Source organism: Priestia sp. P1_B12_1, assembly GCF_056406695.1.
Genome location: NZ_JBFTZR010000003.1, coordinates 502,993 through 517,865 on the forward strand (window position 1 = coordinate 502,993; position 14,873 = coordinate 517,865).

Annotated in this window: 14 protein-coding genes; 4 read left to right on the forward strand and 10 right to left on the reverse strand. The window is 38.7% G+C overall.

Annotated features, from left to right (window positions below; translation table 11 throughout):
• Positions 1 to 53 precede the first annotated feature (53 nt).
• Positions 54 to 707: a GntR family transcriptional regulator gene (locus AC1D0Y_RS13570; protein ID WP_034275912.1), complete on the forward strand. Its 654-nt coding sequence runs from the start codon at positions 54 to 56 to the stop codon at positions 705 to 707.
• 179 nt (positions 708 to 886) lie between these two features.
• Here AC1D0Y_RS13570 and nhaC read toward each other — a convergent pair whose 3' ends face one another.
• Entirely contained in the window at positions 887 to 2,293 is a 1,407-nt protein-coding gene (nhaC, locus tag AC1D0Y_RS13575) for a Na+/H+ antiporter NhaC (RefSeq protein ID WP_098967245.1), read from the reverse strand.
• 328 nt (positions 2,294 to 2,621) lie between these two features.
• Here nhaC and msrA point away from each other — a divergent pair, with 328 nt between their 5' ends.
• On the forward strand, positions 2,622 to 3,527 hold the full coding sequence (msrA, locus tag AC1D0Y_RS13580) for a peptide-methionine (S)-S-oxide reductase MsrA (protein WP_477707698.1): 906 nt from the start codon (positions 2,622 to 2,624) through the stop codon (positions 3,525 to 3,527).
• Between the two features lie 3 nt (positions 3,528 to 3,530).
• Here the strand turns inward: msrA and AC1D0Y_RS13585 are convergent, their stop codons facing one another.
• Together AC1D0Y_RS13585 and AC1D0Y_RS13590 are read right to left on the reverse strand one after the other, a co-directional pair.
• The gene (locus AC1D0Y_RS13585) at positions 3,531 to 4,226 is read right to left on the reverse strand and encodes a YqjF family protein (protein WP_136789405.1); all 696 of its coding nucleotides are present in this window, start codon (positions 4,224 to 4,226) and stop codon (positions 3,531 to 3,533) included.
• A 19-nt stretch (positions 4,227 to 4,245) separates the two neighbouring features.
• A complete protein-coding gene (locus tag AC1D0Y_RS13590; RefSeq protein ID WP_217598776.1) occupies positions 4,246 to 5,199 on the reverse strand; it encodes an NAD(P)/FAD-dependent oxidoreductase in 954 nt (317 codons plus the stop codon).
• A gap of 199 nt (positions 5,200 to 5,398) precedes the next feature.
• On the opposite strand from AC1D0Y_RS13590, the gene AC1D0Y_RS13595 reads away from it, so the two are divergent.
• Positions 5,399 to 5,731 (forward strand): hypothetical protein, encoded by a 333-nt coding sequence (locus AC1D0Y_RS13595; RefSeq protein WP_013056747.1) that lies wholly within the window; start codon positions 5,399 to 5,401, stop codon positions 5,729 to 5,731.
• A gap of 35 nt (positions 5,732 to 5,766) precedes the next feature.
• On the opposite strand, the gene AC1D0Y_RS13600 is transcribed toward AC1D0Y_RS13595, so the two are convergent.
• The 3 genes from AC1D0Y_RS13600 to AC1D0Y_RS13610 all read right to left on the reverse strand — a co-directional run bounded on the left by AC1D0Y_RS13600 (position 5,767) and on the right by AC1D0Y_RS13610 (position 7,660).
• Entirely contained in the window at positions 5,767 to 6,600 is an 834-nt protein-coding gene (locus AC1D0Y_RS13600) for a flagellar motor protein MotB (RefSeq protein ID WP_028408764.1), read from the reverse strand.
• The gene (gene motA, locus AC1D0Y_RS13605; protein ID WP_013056745.1) at positions 6,593 to 7,387 is read right to left on the reverse strand and encodes a flagellar motor stator protein MotA; all 795 of its coding nucleotides are present in this window, start codon (positions 7,385 to 7,387) and stop codon (positions 6,593 to 6,595) included. Before motA ends, AC1D0Y_RS13600 begins: the two co-directional genes overlap by 8 nt.
• 129 nt (positions 7,388 to 7,516) lie before the next feature.
• Positions 7,517 to 7,660: a hypothetical protein gene (locus AC1D0Y_RS13610; protein WP_014460421.1), complete on the reverse strand. Its 144-nt coding sequence runs from the start codon at positions 7,658 to 7,660 to the stop codon at positions 7,517 to 7,519.
• Positions 7,661 to 7,800: 140 nt separating this feature from the next.
• On the opposite strand from AC1D0Y_RS13610, the gene AC1D0Y_RS13615 reads away from it, so the two are divergent.
• Positions 7,801 to 8,079: a hypothetical protein gene (locus AC1D0Y_RS13615; protein ID WP_014460422.1), complete on the forward strand. Its 279-nt coding sequence runs from the start codon at positions 7,801 to 7,803 to the stop codon at positions 8,077 to 8,079.
• Between the two features lie 13 nt (positions 8,080 to 8,092).
• Here AC1D0Y_RS13615 and AC1D0Y_RS13620 read toward each other — a convergent pair whose 3' ends face one another.
• The 4 genes from AC1D0Y_RS13620 to pulA form a co-directional block, all read right to left on the reverse strand.
• Complete coding sequence (locus AC1D0Y_RS13620) at positions 8,093 to 8,752, reverse strand: serine/threonine-protein kinase (RefSeq protein WP_060747395.1); 660 nt, start codon at positions 8,750 to 8,752, stop codon at positions 8,093 to 8,095.
• A 119-nt stretch (positions 8,753 to 8,871) separates the two neighbouring features.
• Positions 8,872 to 10,158 carry a cytochrome P450 gene (locus AC1D0Y_RS13625; RefSeq protein WP_081085344.1) on the reverse strand — a complete coding sequence of 429 codons (1,287 nt, stop codon included), beginning with the start codon at positions 10,156 to 10,158 and terminating at the stop codon, positions 8,872 to 8,874.
• A 107-nt stretch (positions 10,159 to 10,265) separates the two neighbouring features.
• Entirely contained in the window at positions 10,266 to 11,759 is a 1,494-nt protein-coding gene (locus tag AC1D0Y_RS13630; RefSeq protein ID WP_013082880.1) for an aldehyde dehydrogenase family protein, read from the reverse strand.
• 128 nt (positions 11,760 to 11,887) lie between these two features.
• Positions 11,888 to 14,869 carry a type I pullulanase gene (pulA, locus tag AC1D0Y_RS13635; protein ID WP_102813139.1) on the reverse strand — a complete coding sequence of 994 codons (2,982 nt, stop codon included), beginning with the start codon at positions 14,867 to 14,869 and terminating at the stop codon, positions 11,888 to 11,890.
• Positions 14,870 to 14,873: the final 4 nt, after the last annotated feature.

Consider the following 14,873-nt stretch of genomic DNA (forward strand, 5'->3'; position numbering starts at 1 on the left):
CATGACATGATGAGAAAGAACGGCTGATGCGATATTTATTTTAGGGGGAAACAATGAACAAGGGGCCTATGATTTATCATTCATTAAAAGATCATGTATATAACTACATAGCAAGTCAAATTCAAGACGGTACACTGCTGCCTAACGACAAAATAAATGAAGCCAGCATTTGTTCTCAGCTGAATGTCAGCCGAACGCCTGTGAGAGAAGCGCTTATTAAACTGGCATCAGACAACCTATTAGAATACAGACCGCGCAGAGGATTTACCGTAAAGGAAATTGATACACCAAAAAAACTAGAGGTATTTGAAATCGTCGGTGCTTTAGATGGTCTTGCAGCTTCCCTGTCGATTGATCACTTAACGGAAGACGATTTTACGAAGATGGATGAGCTTATTAAAAAAATTGATGTTTCGATTGAATTAGAAAATTATCAGGATTATCAAAAATACCAAACGTATTTTCATCGAGTATATTTGAATCGATGCGGTAATGTGACCTTAAAAGAACAGCTTATATCTTTACAAGACGGATTCATCAGACAAACGTACTTTAGCGATGACAATAAAGAGCTATACGCCATTTTACATGTGATGAATGAACATCACCGCCATATTCTAAAACTTCTGAAGCAGAAAAAAAAGGCGGATGTTCAGCTTTACCTTCAAAATGTCCACTGGAAAATCGAATATCCAGAAATGATTTGATCAAAAAGAGGTTAAGGCATAACTAAATCAATCCAGTCAACAGCTAGAAGCAACGAAATACATGAAACCTACGTTTATCATACCAATAAAAAAATCCGAACGAAGTTGATTCTCCATCAAGAATCTTAATTCATCGTTCGGATCTTCTTTCAACTAACATACTGTTGTCGCAGCCTCTTTTATTTTGCTATAGAAGAACGTTGTTTTTCTTCGGTTACATACCAAATGAATTTCCCTGTATATCCGTAAATAACCGCCAAAATAATAGAGACAAAGCTTAGCCACATAAACGGCAGATAAGCGAATGTAGAAATCCCAAGCGTTGTAGCTAAAAATACACCGTTGTCCGTCCACGGAACCATCCCTGAAGTTAAGGTTCCCCCTACTTCTGAGTTACGGGCAAGCACTAGACGCTGTATTCTTAACTTGTCATAACTTTTCTCCATAATTTTCGGCGTTAAAATTAATGAAACATACATTGCACAACCAAATATATTCCCTAATAATCCAACGAAAATAGTAGAAGCCGTAACGTTTCCAGAATTGACAAGAATTTTTTCGAATTTAGATAGCAGGACTTCTAAGACACCGAGCTCATCTAATAACCCGCCAAAGCCTAGTCCAAAAATAATGACAATAATGGAACCGACCATGCTTAAAATTCCGCCACGATTTAACAGCTCACTTAAAAATGTGTTGTCGGTATTAATTTTAAATCCTTCATAAGCCGTATTAAATGCGCTCGCCACATCCATATGTTGAAAGACAACTGCCCATATAATTCCTAATAATGAGCCAATGGCAATTGATGGAAGAGAAGGTTTCTTTAATGCTAAAAGGACAATAACAGCCAAAGCCGGAATCAGCATCCACCCGCTGATATGGAATGTATCCAACAGCGAAGATTTTAATCCGTCTACCCGTCCAGCATCAAAATCTTTTCCTCCATACATAAACCCTGTTACCGTAAATAATACTGCCGTAATGACGTAAGCAGGAATATCCAACACTAACATTGCTTTTACATGATCAATAACGTTCACTCGAGCCATTGACGCAGATAAAATGGTACTGTCAGAAAGAGGAGAAAGCTTGTCTCCAAAATAAGCTCCTGAAATCACAGCTCCAGCTACTAAAGGAAGCGGCATACCTAAGCCTTGTCCGATTCCCATCATCGCGATTCCGGCTGTACCAACCGTTCCCCAAGATGTTCCTGTTGAAATCGAGGTAATAGAGCAAATGATAAGTGTAGCAAGTAAAAAGAATGTTGGATTAATAAACTCTAGTCCAAAATAAATAAGAGAAGGAACAACTCCTCCGGCAATCCATGTTCCAATTAACGTACCGACGGCTAATAAAATTAAAATAGCTTCTAAGCCGTTTGATATTCCTCTTGTAATGGCTCCTTGCAGCTGATTATACGTATACCCAAGTCGTACTCCTAGCGCCATAACAATAAACCATGAAATAAATAAAGCGAGCTGAATAGGTAAATCCAAAACAGTTGCAAATGAAATAACAACTGCTAAAAATAAAGCAAGCACAATCATTATCTCCCACATAGATGGTAAACGGGTTGTGTTCAAACTAGCTCCTCCTAAACTGGTATGTAGATTCTGGAATGTGGTATCGTTTAAGAGTAAAACGTCCTTATTCTATTCTTTAATTGTCCCTCTTACTGCTTGAACGTATGTACTTCTTTGAATGCTTAAACAATAAACTGCATCTTTTTAAGAACATAAAATAAGGATACTCGTGTAAACAATAAGCCATTTTTCTTTTATCCAGAGGTCATAATACCACAAGAGCGCGCTTTCTTACAAGACTAGTTATAAAGCGCTTTCTGATTTTTTATACATTTTAATACATAAATATATTTTTATTTATTTCATTTAACGAAAAGAGGTAAGTAACGTGAAAGAATATGCAACATTTGCGGGAGGATGCTTTTGGTGCATGGTCGCTCCTTTTGATCAGCTTCCAGGAATCAGCAGTATTCGCTCGGGCTACGCTAAAGATGAACAAATCACTTCTGAAGCTAAACAGGAAAGCGAAGACGTAGAAGCAGTACAACTTGTATGGGACCCCTCTCATATTACGTTTGAAGAACTGCTTAACCTGTATTGGCAGCAAATTGACCCTACGGATTCCGGCGGACAGTTTTCAGACCGCGGACCGTCCTATCGAGCCATTATTTTTTATCACAACGAAAAACAAAAAGAAGCGGCTTTCGATTCTAAAAAAAAGCTAGCCCAAAGCGGGCGCTTTAAGCGTCCTATCGTCACACCTATTTTACCTTTTTCTTCTTTTTGCGAAGCAGAAGAACAGCAGCAGGATTATTATCGAAAAAACGCATTTCACTATAAATTATACAAAGAAGGATCGGGGCGGACTGATTTTCTGACACAGCATTGGCCAAAGGACCGCTCCTATCTAAAAGAGGTCCTAACGCCCATGCAATATTTTGTTACGCAGGAAAATGGAACCGAACCTCCTTTTACAAATTTATATTGGAATAACAAAAAACAAGGAATTTACGTTGATCTTCTAACGGGAGAAGCACTGTTTAAAACGTCAGATCAACTCCCTTCCCATACAGGGTGGCCTGTTTTTAAACGCCCTATTTTATACGGAAATATAAAAAAAGTTCCGATGCAGCATGAAACAGCACTAAAAAGCAAAGAAGGAAATAACTATTTGGGTTTACTATTAACCGAAGAAAACAGCGAATACTATCAAGTAAATTCCGCGGCTTTGCGCTTCATTCCAAAAGAGAAGCTTAAAGAAGAAGGGTATGAAGACTTTTTAATTTTGTTTTGATACTTATACTTTTTTAAAAGGATAAAAATAAGCCGTGACTTGATTGGCATAGTGCACAATTAAATCGCGATTGTCTGCCGGACGCAAAAAAGGCTGAGTAATAGAATCATCTCTTATTTCACACTCTCCTTTTTGCAGCTCCCAAGGATCATGATAAAGGTCTCCTCTATAGACATTTCCTTGATGAGTGGTAAATAAGCAGTAGCGCTCTGTAAGCCAATGAGCTACTTCTCCTTTTCTACTGCGATAGGACGGAGAAGTACCTCTATATGTAAGCTTTACTCGCTCTTTTTTTGAGTCTCTGTGCGTGCGAACTGACTGAAAAGAAATATGGTTCTGAGTCTTGTTGAATGTCATAGCAGCGTGGTAATAAGGCAAATGAAAAAACTGACGAGCAATCCATACCCCTAGCGGATTGCTTGCGTCTAAACTAAAAAAATAAACTCCTTTTTCCCCTTTATATGTAACATATGTACGCACATTCAGCTCATATAGACGTGAAAAGATGGGAACTGCGGGCGTTCCTTTAAATCGAATGTCTGTCATCGTAAAAGGCACCAGTGCAATCCATCCTTGACCATCATAGGTGTCAGGCTCTAACTGACTAGGCAATAAAGAAGCCAAAAATGCCGGATCTACAGGCCAATGAATAAACAGTAAATCTTTCCACGTTTGTTTCATTATCCAATTATTTTTCACTTCTTGGTCCCTCCTTGTTCTAGGTGTTCTTTCCCATTAATTCAGCGGCTGCCGATTTCCCTGACAAATATGCGCTCTCTAACCGTGAGTGATTCGTCTCGTCTTCCCTTCTTAAAAAAGCATCTCCTGCCACCAGTAGCGACGGCATAATTTTAGCAAAGGGCTGATGAAGAACTTGTTCAACCTCTGCATAGCGCCATTTCTTTATCTGGATGCTTTTAATATGATTTGCACTTGTCCATTCTTTTATTTCATTTTTTATCATCGGCAGCAACTCACGTTCATGTTCATCAAAATGTTTTTCTGACCAGTCTTTATTCATATATATGCTAAGAACGGGCGTCTTTGATATTCCTTTTTGCTCATGATTAATGATTCTTTGGATTGTGCTGGATGGATTCATGATTTGACCATGATCACCATACAGCATCTCTGTGTAAAGCTCCGCGATAGCAACCAAGCAGGGACTAAATTTCAGTGTTTTAAGAATAGATTGGTCCGCTTGCAGCTTACTATTATTAAGTACCTCAATAACCTGAGGAGACGGAGGTGTAAGAATGATATCAGTCGCTTCAAAAATCTCATTTTCTTCTGTATATAACTGATACCTTCCGTTTTGAAAATCAATGGCTTGAACTTTTCGATTTACATATACGCGTAGATCTTCAGCTAAATATTTAGCTAGCGCATTCATGCCATTCGGACTGTGATACCGAGGGTGATGGTCACCAAACCACTTCTTAACCTTTCTATCACCTATCCATTTATTTACGTCTTGTTGAAATTCATCGGATCTCACTGTAAAAAATTGAGCTCCGTGATCTGCTTTTCCATCCCCTACTCGTCGGGTAGCCATTCGTCCCCCTACACTTTTGCCCTTATCAAGAAGAAAGACCTCTATTCCCTCTTTTTGCAATTCAGCCGCTGCTGTAAGGCCCGTCATTCCAGCACCTACTATTCCTACTCGTCTCATTTTTTCCTCCTTATTTAACGCATTTACTTACAGTATAAAAAAAGCAGAATGATTGAGCTAATTTAAACTGTCTTTTTCATTTAACTGCGTTTCTGCTTGTCTCAAAAAAATAGTCTACGATTCCTTTCAGCTGAGTATACTTGTTATATACAAATATACATTTACCTGCTAGCACGTCTATAGATAGGAGGACTGTCATATGATGCTCTATGATATTAAGCACAAAGTATATTACGAAGTATTTAATACAGCTCGCCCTAAAATGAAGGACGCTCACCAAGGCCGAAGCTGGGGATATGTTTATAAAAATCTCAATGGACAACCTACAAAGTTTTGGATTGACTTTACGCATGGACGTTTTATGTACTTTCAAGTTGAAGACAAGTGGTATCGGGTGCAATATTTGCAGTCCAATGATAAGAAAAAAACAGCGGATGTCTTTAAAGGCGCTCTCATTGACTTGATTTTAGATGGAATGGATCTCAAGTTAGTACGAGGAAACTTTGAAAAGAGAAGACTCTTAGCTTTATAACACATAGAAAAACAGCCTTAAAAGCAGGACTGCTTTTAAGGCTGTTTAATTGTACGAGGAGTAATCAATATTTCAACCCTTCTATTTTTCGCTTGCCCCTCTGCTGTATTGTTAGATGTCACCGGTTTGAACTCTCCAAATCCTTTTGCACTGAACATGCTTGGATTAAGCTTATCATTTTTTAAGATAACTTTCATAAAGTTAACTGCTCTCATCACGCTTAACTCCCAGTTGGATTCAAAACCAGCGTTGCGAATGGGTACGTTATCAGTATGACCGCTAATAATGATATTACGAGGAGGATCAATCACCAAAAGCTCTGAAATATCATTGGCGATTTTTGTATCTTCACTTCGAACCTGCGCTCTTCCCGAATCAAACAATACATTATCTCGAATGGAAATTAAGAGACCTTCATCAGTTAGCGAAGTCTGTAATTGATTTGTTAGGTTTTTCTTTTGAATATACGCATTAATTTTAGATTGAATTTGCTGAAGCTCTTCTTGATCAGCTTCTCGAATGGTTTGCTCCTTTTGTTCGCTCGTTAACGATTGTGAAGAAGCAGGAGACTGATTAGGAGCTGTCTCCACTTCATTTGTTTTTTCCGTACTTTTAGCTGCAGGAGTATTTGAAGGCTGAACCGCTTCTTCAGATTCCTCCAGAGATTGAAATTCCATCACGCCCGTTCCTCCAACGAACGCCTCATTAAATGCGCGAGAAAGATTCTTAAATTTTTGCGCATCCACTGAGCTCATTGCAAACAATACAATGAATAAAGCAAGTAAAAGTGTAAGCAAATCTGAGTAAGGAAGCAGCCAGCTTTCGTCAACATGGTCCTCTTCATGCTTTCGTTTTCTGCGTCTACTCATTTATGCCCACTTCACTTTCTTGAAGAAGCTTTTTACGTTCCGCTGTTGGCAAATAAGAAGCCAGCTTTTGCTCAATTACTTTTGGTGTTTCTCCTTCTAGAAGTGAAAGCACTCCTTCGATCATCATATACTTTACCTTTACTTCATGTTTCGATTTACGCTTTAGTTTATTTGCAAACGGATGCCATAGTACATACCCAGTAAAAATACCAAGAAGCGTAGCAACAAACGCCGCGCTGATCGCATGTCCTAGCGTATCTGTATCTTCCATGTTCCCAAGCGCAGCAATTAACCCTATAACGGCTCCAAGTACACCGAGAGTTGGAGCATATGTACCTGCTAAAGCGAAAATACTTGCACCCGTTTGATGTCTTTCTTCCATCGCATCAATTTCTTCAGACAACACGTCTCGTATATAATCCGCACTTTGACCATCAATAGCTAAATTCAAACCATTTTTTAAGAAAGGGTCATCTACATCAATAATTTGGGCTTCAAGTGATAGTAACCCTTCTTTTCGAACAACTTGTCCCCATTCAGAAAACATGGATACTAAATCAACGGGCTGCAGCATTTTTTGTTCTTTAAACAGGACACCAAACAGTTTTGGGACTCTTTTGATTTCATTTGAAGGAAATGCAATCACTACTGCTCCGACGGTTCCGACAATAATAATTAAAATAGCAGCCGGATTTCCTAACACAGATGGATTAACCCCTTTGAAAAACATGCCTACAATAAGAGAGGCTATTCCTAAAATCAGTCCAATAAAAGATGTTTTATCCATATGTAATTCTCCTATCCTTAACTTCCTGTTCTTTCTTTTTGTATATTTTATCCTCATCTTTTATTTCGACTATTTCATAGAATTTTTAAGCTTTTTATGAATCATATTTACAATTACAGCTTTTCTCTATTATAAAAACACTTTTTTTAACTTTTCATACAGAATGTCTGAAGGTCCAGCTATAATCGCTACAATTTGATTTTCCACATAAATAGCAGCCGTCATCTTATTATCAATATCAGCTAAAATGGCAAATCCGACGTTAATGTTCAACTTTACTCACCTCTATCACGTTCTTGTTTATTCAACATATAAAAAGAACAGTCTTACCATTTATTTTTCCGTGTTTTATTGACATTTGTAAATTTTATATTAAGATTATGTAAATGAGTTGACAAAATGGAGGTGATATTATGCTACTAGAAAAATACTGTAAAGACACTGATTTAATGATTATCCAGTTTACAATTGAACTAACAAAAGACATTCACGCTAAAATCTCCGCACGTACTTTATTTTATGAAGAACAGGTGATACGTTATGCTGAAAAAAGAATACGTTCTTTCTTACACCCTCTTTCCCTTAAACATACGCTAAAATTTGTCTATCAATCTGAAATACTACAAACCATTCTATTCAAATTAAAACCAACTTTTGAGCAGCAGCATGTATTGCGCTGTATTTCATCTTAAAAAGGAGTTTCCTTTAGCGGAAACTCCTTTTTGATTTGATTCTACGATATAGACGATATGCTTTTCTGATCACGTTTAACAACGGGTATGGCAAGCGGATATGGTACTTATCAATAAACGGATAAAAGGTGTAATAAGCTTTTACAAGGTCTGTCCATTTTTTATCAATACCTTCCTTATAAAAGTCAGAAATATCCACCACATACCCTCTTCCATCTTTCATCATGACATTTTTACCATGCACATCATACGGGTTTAAACCCTGGCTTCTTGCATAGTCCAAAGCTTTGTTCACATCTTTTATGACTTGTTCTGGAATCTTTATTCCCCGCTGGACGGCATCATACAGTGTAACGCCTGTAAGTCTTTTTAAAATCAAGTACGTCTTTCCCTCATGAAAAAGTTGAGAATAAGCTGGGTGAACGCCCAGCTTTCTATACACTTGCGCTTCTTTTTTTACACCATAAATTTCTCTTCCGTATACTTTCACGACAAATTCAGGATAATTTTCGTGCGTAAACACACCGGCATAGTTTCCTTTACCAATAAGTACCCACTCTTTTGTTTTGTTCGTAACTTCAACTGGATCATAGTCACTTTCACTTTGAATCGTAACTTGCGTTAGTAATGATGTTTCAACTAGCGACACCAACTGTTTAATTGTTTTATCCATAGTCCCCTCTAAAAATCCTTCAGTAATCTCTATCAAATATTACCCTATGATAAATCTCAATGCAGGATGTGTCAATAAATTGACAGTCTGATATAAAGAGGGAAAGTATTCCCGTTCATTCAAGACTGGGTGTGAACTTTGTGAACATTCACCTTCAGTTCTTCTTTCATATTCAGCATTACGCCCGCCATCGGAGAAATAGATTCGGGCTTAGTCAGCTGAAATAAAAAGCGCTTTGTCATTTCTGACAGAAAAATGGTTACTATTTCAGTGATATAGTCCGTGCCCCTTTCCGCTTGATGCTCAATCCCAAGCGGCATATACATATAGCTTGGGACATCAATGGACCCTCCTTTTTCAAAACGGTCAGGTAAAAATTCACTTGGCTCTAAAAAATAATCTTCATGGCGATGCATCATATAAGGGCTAATTAACATAATCTCCCCTTTTTTAATACTGTAGCCATCTATTTGTATATCTTCACGTGCTTGACGCCCAAATAGCCAAAGAGGCGGATATAACCTCATGCTTTCAGCAATTATTTTGCGCATATAGGTCAGATTTTTGGTTGAAAGCGATTCGCCGCTAGCATAGGCTTGAATTTCTTTATGCAGCTGAAGGTGCTCCCTAGTATTTTGAGACAGTAAATGAATAGACCAGCTGCATACGTGCGTAATCATTTCATACATCGAAAGGAATATAGAATTTAGCTGTTCGTATATTTCTCTTTCATCGCTGTCTTCTCCGCAAGAATTCAATATATACTGCAGTAAATCATTTCCTTCGGTTTTGTTTTGAACACGCATTTGAACGCGTTCAAAAAGGAGTTGTTCGAGCTGCTCATCTGAGTCAGGCTGGTGCAAAGGCAGACGAATATAAATTTTGCCTAACTTTTCTTTTTTTCTCATAAGCGCTTGAACGTAGTGAATTTTATCTTTATCCTCAATCGAAATGCCAAATACAAGTTGAAGGAGTACAGCTACGACTATCTGTCTTATGTCTTTTACTATCGTTCGAAGCTGCCCTTCTTCCCACGTTTCCGTATGCTTTTCAATTATTTTTGCTATTGCTTCCTTATTATAGGTTAGATGTTGTTTAAGTTGTGAGGGTTGAATGGGGCTCATGTATAATGCTTCATCTGTCCATAACATTTCTTCGCCTAGCAGCGTTTTAAACATGTGCGTTAGTTTAATTTTTTGAAACGCCTTGCTGTTTGTAATGACTACATCTTTAATAAGTTGAGGGTCTCTCGTTACATAAAAGCGTTTGTGCGCAACTCTAAATGTTGCAATTTCTCCATACTGAGTCAAGTTTTCCAAAAAACCCAGGGGGTTCTCTCTAAACTTTTGCAGGTGACCGGTAAGCTTATACGACGAGGGGCCCTGTATAACCGGCAATGTTATCACTCCTTTTCTAAAAATGCGGGACTTAAACAAATAAAAGAGTAGTCCACTAAAGACTACTCTTTTTCACACAAAGATATGCTATTGATTTTCACAAAAATTCTTACTAATTATTCCATATTGATCCATACGCTTTTCACTTCAGTGTAGTTATCAAGCGCATAGCTTCCCATTTCACGACCAATTCCCGACTGTTTATAGCCTCCAAACGGGCTTGCTGCATCAAATACGTTGTAACAGTTCACCCAAACTGTACCTGCTTTAATACCATGAGCAATATAGTGTGCTTTCTTTAAATCCTGTGTCCAGACGCCCGCTGCTAGACCATATGCTGTATCATTTGCTTTGGCAATCAAATCATCAAGATCGTCAAACGGCATAGCAGCTACAACCGGACCGAAGATTTCTTCACGAGCAATCGTCATTGAATGATCGACATCTGCAAAGATAGTCGGTTCTACGAAATAGCCTTGATCAAATGGAATGTTTCCTCCTGCGAGTACTTCTGCTCCTTCTTCTATTCCTTTATCAATATAGGTTTTCACTCGTTTTTGCTGCTGCGCAGATACAAGCGGCCCCATTGTTGTCTCATCTGCTAATCCATTTCCTTGTTTAATAGATTTCGTTTGAGAAACTAAATCAGCTACGACATTATCATATAAGCTTTTTTGGACATACAGACGACTTCCAGCACAACATACTTGTCCTTGATTAAACATAATACCTGAAAGTGCACCAGGAACCGCTTTTGTTAAGTCTGCATCCGGCAGGATAATGTTTGGTGATTTACCTCCAAGCTCTAACGTCACACGCTTTAAGGAGTCACTAGCTTGCTTCATAATTGCTTTTCCGACAGCAGTAGATCCCGTAAAAGCAATTTTATCGACAAGATCATGATGAACGAGCGGTTCACCTGCTGTTTTCCCGTAGCCTGGCACGATGTTTAGCACGCCTTTTGGGAACCCTGCTTCATCGGCTAGTCGAGCCAAGTAAAGTGCAGAAAGCGGCGTTTGCTCGGCTGGTTTGAGCACAATTGTACATCCAGTTGCCAAAGCGGCTCCGAGCTTCCAAGCGGCCATTAAAAGCGGGAAGTTCCACGGAATAATTTGGCCAACAACTCCTACTGGCTCATATCTTGTATAGTTAAAATACGCTCCTTGCACAGGAATAGTTTGTCCAACCATTTTAGTTGACCACCCAGCAAAGTAGCGGAAATGTTCGATTGCTAATGGAATGTCTGCATTTGATGTTTCACGAATTGGTTTTCCGTTATCAAGCGTTTCAAGCTGCGCAAGTTCCAATTGATGTGTTTCCATTAAATCAGCTAATTTATAAATAAGTCGACTTCTTTCAGCTGCTGACATCTTTGTCCAAGGTCCATGATCAAAGGCTTCTCTAGCCGCTCTGACGGCACGATCAATATCCTCTGGATTTGCTTCAGCTACATCTGCCAACTTTTCACCCGTTGCTGGATTTACTGTTTCAAACGTTTTTCCTGAAACAGAGTCTACCCACTCGCCGTTAATGTATAGCTGTTTAACTCCTTTTAAAAACTCCACTACTTTCGGACTCATTTCAACTTTTTTCGCTCCAAGATTTTGCATCAAATACATACCTCCCCACGAATTTTGAAAACGCTAACAATGAATATTTTACCATGTTATCTAGTAAAATCAACAATTTTACATACAATATTCTGAATTTTTCTACATGTATTCCAGCTATCTAAAACTTATCTTACTAGTACAAATGTCGAAAGAGGCGAAACGTTTACTGTATTTCCTTTCACCGTACGGAGCGTTTTTGTTCCTGCCTGCTCGCCGTCAACAAGTAATCTCCACGTTCTGTTAGAAGGCAGATGAACCGTTTGAGCTTGTTTATTTGCATTATGAATCACCATTATTTCGTTTGCTTTATCTTTATTAGCTTTAGCATTTAACGTATAACCTACTACGTTTGATGGTGCGTCAACAAAGCGTAAATTTTGATGAATAGCCTGTGCACTCGTCATTCTAAATGAGGAATATTGCTTTCGAAGCGCAATAAGTCCCTTCATATAATCTACTTCTTGGCTGAAAGCTGCTCGGCGCTTCCAATCTAGCTGATTGACAGAATCGGGTGACTGATAGCTATTATGATCTCCGCCTTTTGTTCTCATAAACTCTTGACCTGCATGTATAAAGTTCATTCCTTGAGATGTTAAAATAATAGAAGAAGCAAGCTTATGCATTTGCTTTTTCGTTTGCTCGGTGTCAGCAGGGTTCGTCAGCTGAAGCTTATCCCATAACGTATGGTTATCGTGGGCTTCTACATACGTCACAACTTGATCCGGGTCTTCATACGTGGCAGTTGAATGATCATAATCTATTCCAGCTGCTATACTTTGCTGTATGAGCTTTTCTTGACCCTGTTTTCCATTAACAAATCCGTTTTCACGATCAAAAAACACGCTGCCTTTAAGACCATCTCGCATACCATCATTGAAGTGAGCGATGCGCTTCATATCGTGAGCGTTTTTCTGATTAGCTTTTAGCTTAGCATCAAGCTCGGTTCCTAGATCCCAGCCCTCTCCTAAGACGATAATGGAAGGGTCAATTTCATCTAACTTCTTTCTCACTTCATTCATTGTCTTTGTATCGTGAATCCCCATTAAATCAAATCGAAACCCATCAATGTGGTACTCTTTTGCCCAATACGCAACAGAATCTACAATAAACTTCCGAACCATCTTCCGTTCAGACGCCGTGTCGTTTCCAACACCTGTTCCGTTGGATAAAGTTCCATCTTCTTTATAACGGAAGTAGTAGCCTGGAACTAGTTTATCAAAGCTATGCTCACTCACTGCATACACATGATTATAAACCACGTCCATTACCATACGAAGCTGCTTGTCATGAAGCGTTTGAATCATTTGTTTAAGCTCAATAATTCTCGTCTTAGGATTATATGGATTTGTTGAATAGGAACCTTCTGGGACGTTGTAATTTTTTGGATCATATCCCCAGTTAAACTGCGGCTCGTTTAATTTCGTTTCATCCACCGTACGATAATCGTAAATAGGCAGGAACTGAACGTGCGTCACACCTAAATCTTTAATATGACTGAGTCCTGTTTTTACTCCATTTGGTCCTTTCGTATTCCACTCCGCTACGCCTAGATATTTTCCTTTATTTTTGATACCGCTCTCTTTTTGAGACGATAAATCTCGTACGTGCAGTTCATAGATAATCGCATCTTCTGGATTTTTAAATTTCGGCTTATTTGCACTCCACTTTCTCGGATTTGTCTTAGCCAAATCTACGACAACTCCGCGATCTCCATTCACCGTTGTTGCTCGTACATATGGATCAACCGCTTCGTTCCAGCTGTTCCCAATTTTTACTTTGTACGTATAAATTAGTTCATCTTGATTTCCTTTTAACTCCGCTTTCCACGTTCCTTTTTCACTTTTAGTCATAGAAATTTCTTTTACAGCTTTGGAGTTCCATGACGAATAAATCACTAGCTTGGCTTCGCTTGCAGTTGGAGCCCATACGCGAAAATTTGTTTGTTTCTTAGAATACGTGTTTCCTAAATCGTTTCCGCTATATGCATACTTTTCGTCAAATTCTTTCGTGCGAACGACATTTCCATTGACTACATCAGCTGAGCCGTAGCCTTTTTGCTTAACTTTATACGTTTTTGTAACGTCCAAAGGCTGTTTTGTTATGATTTTAACTTTAGTAGTAGCAGCGTCTTCTCCCTCTTTATAAGGTATCACTTTCTCAATTTGAGCTCCGTCAATTTCAATGTCTCCTACACTCTTAGAAGAGTCAAACGGCACGTTTGTTTCTAAGGTGATTTGATTAAATGTATCCATAGTCGCTTTCGTGATTTTCCGAGTGATATCTACTCCTGCTCTATCATAATAAATTCGATTTTGTCCTTGAACAATCCATACTTCTACATTCCCATCTTTACCAACCTTGGTAATAAAGCGGTCTCCTCCGTCTTTATTTTCCCAATCGCTGTCACTAGTAGAATGGCGTACAATAAAACCAATTTTGTCAAATAAATTGCCACTTCCACTGTTAATGGCGTAAGTCGCTCTCTTCCCAAAATTCGTGTCTTCCGTAAATTCGATTTGCTTGCCTTCTTTTTCATCACCGGGCCATGTCCAAATGTTCCACCCGCTGTAATCTCCGTCGTACCGATGATAATTTAAGGTAACGTTTACTTTATCAAACTTCGGTAAATCTCGGTATTCACCGTCAGGAGGAGACGTATATGTATGTTCATCTCCACTTTTCACCCACACTTCTCCTTCACCGTTCTCCACCGAAACGAAGCGGTCTCCTCCATCTTTTTCCCACGACTCTGTTCGAACAATAAAACCTACTTTGTCATAAGTACCGGGTAATTCAACTTCCGCTACTTTTCCAAATTGATCTTCCCCTGTAAATGCGTAAGGCTTCCCTTCTCCTCCTTCAGGAAAAACCCATAATCCCCATTCCTTTGTATCATTTGGAGCAGGCTGATAGTGAATCGTGATTTTTGTTGCGTCTGCTGCAGATGCAAACGATTGCATAAATGGGCTAAAAAAAGAGCTTACTAGTAAGAGTAAAGCCGTCAGTACCATTGCATATTTAGTCCAACTACGTTTCAATGAAAACCCTCCCGTAAAATAAAGTACGTACACATTTTTCACTATAACCTTTTTTGAAAGCGTTATCATAAGT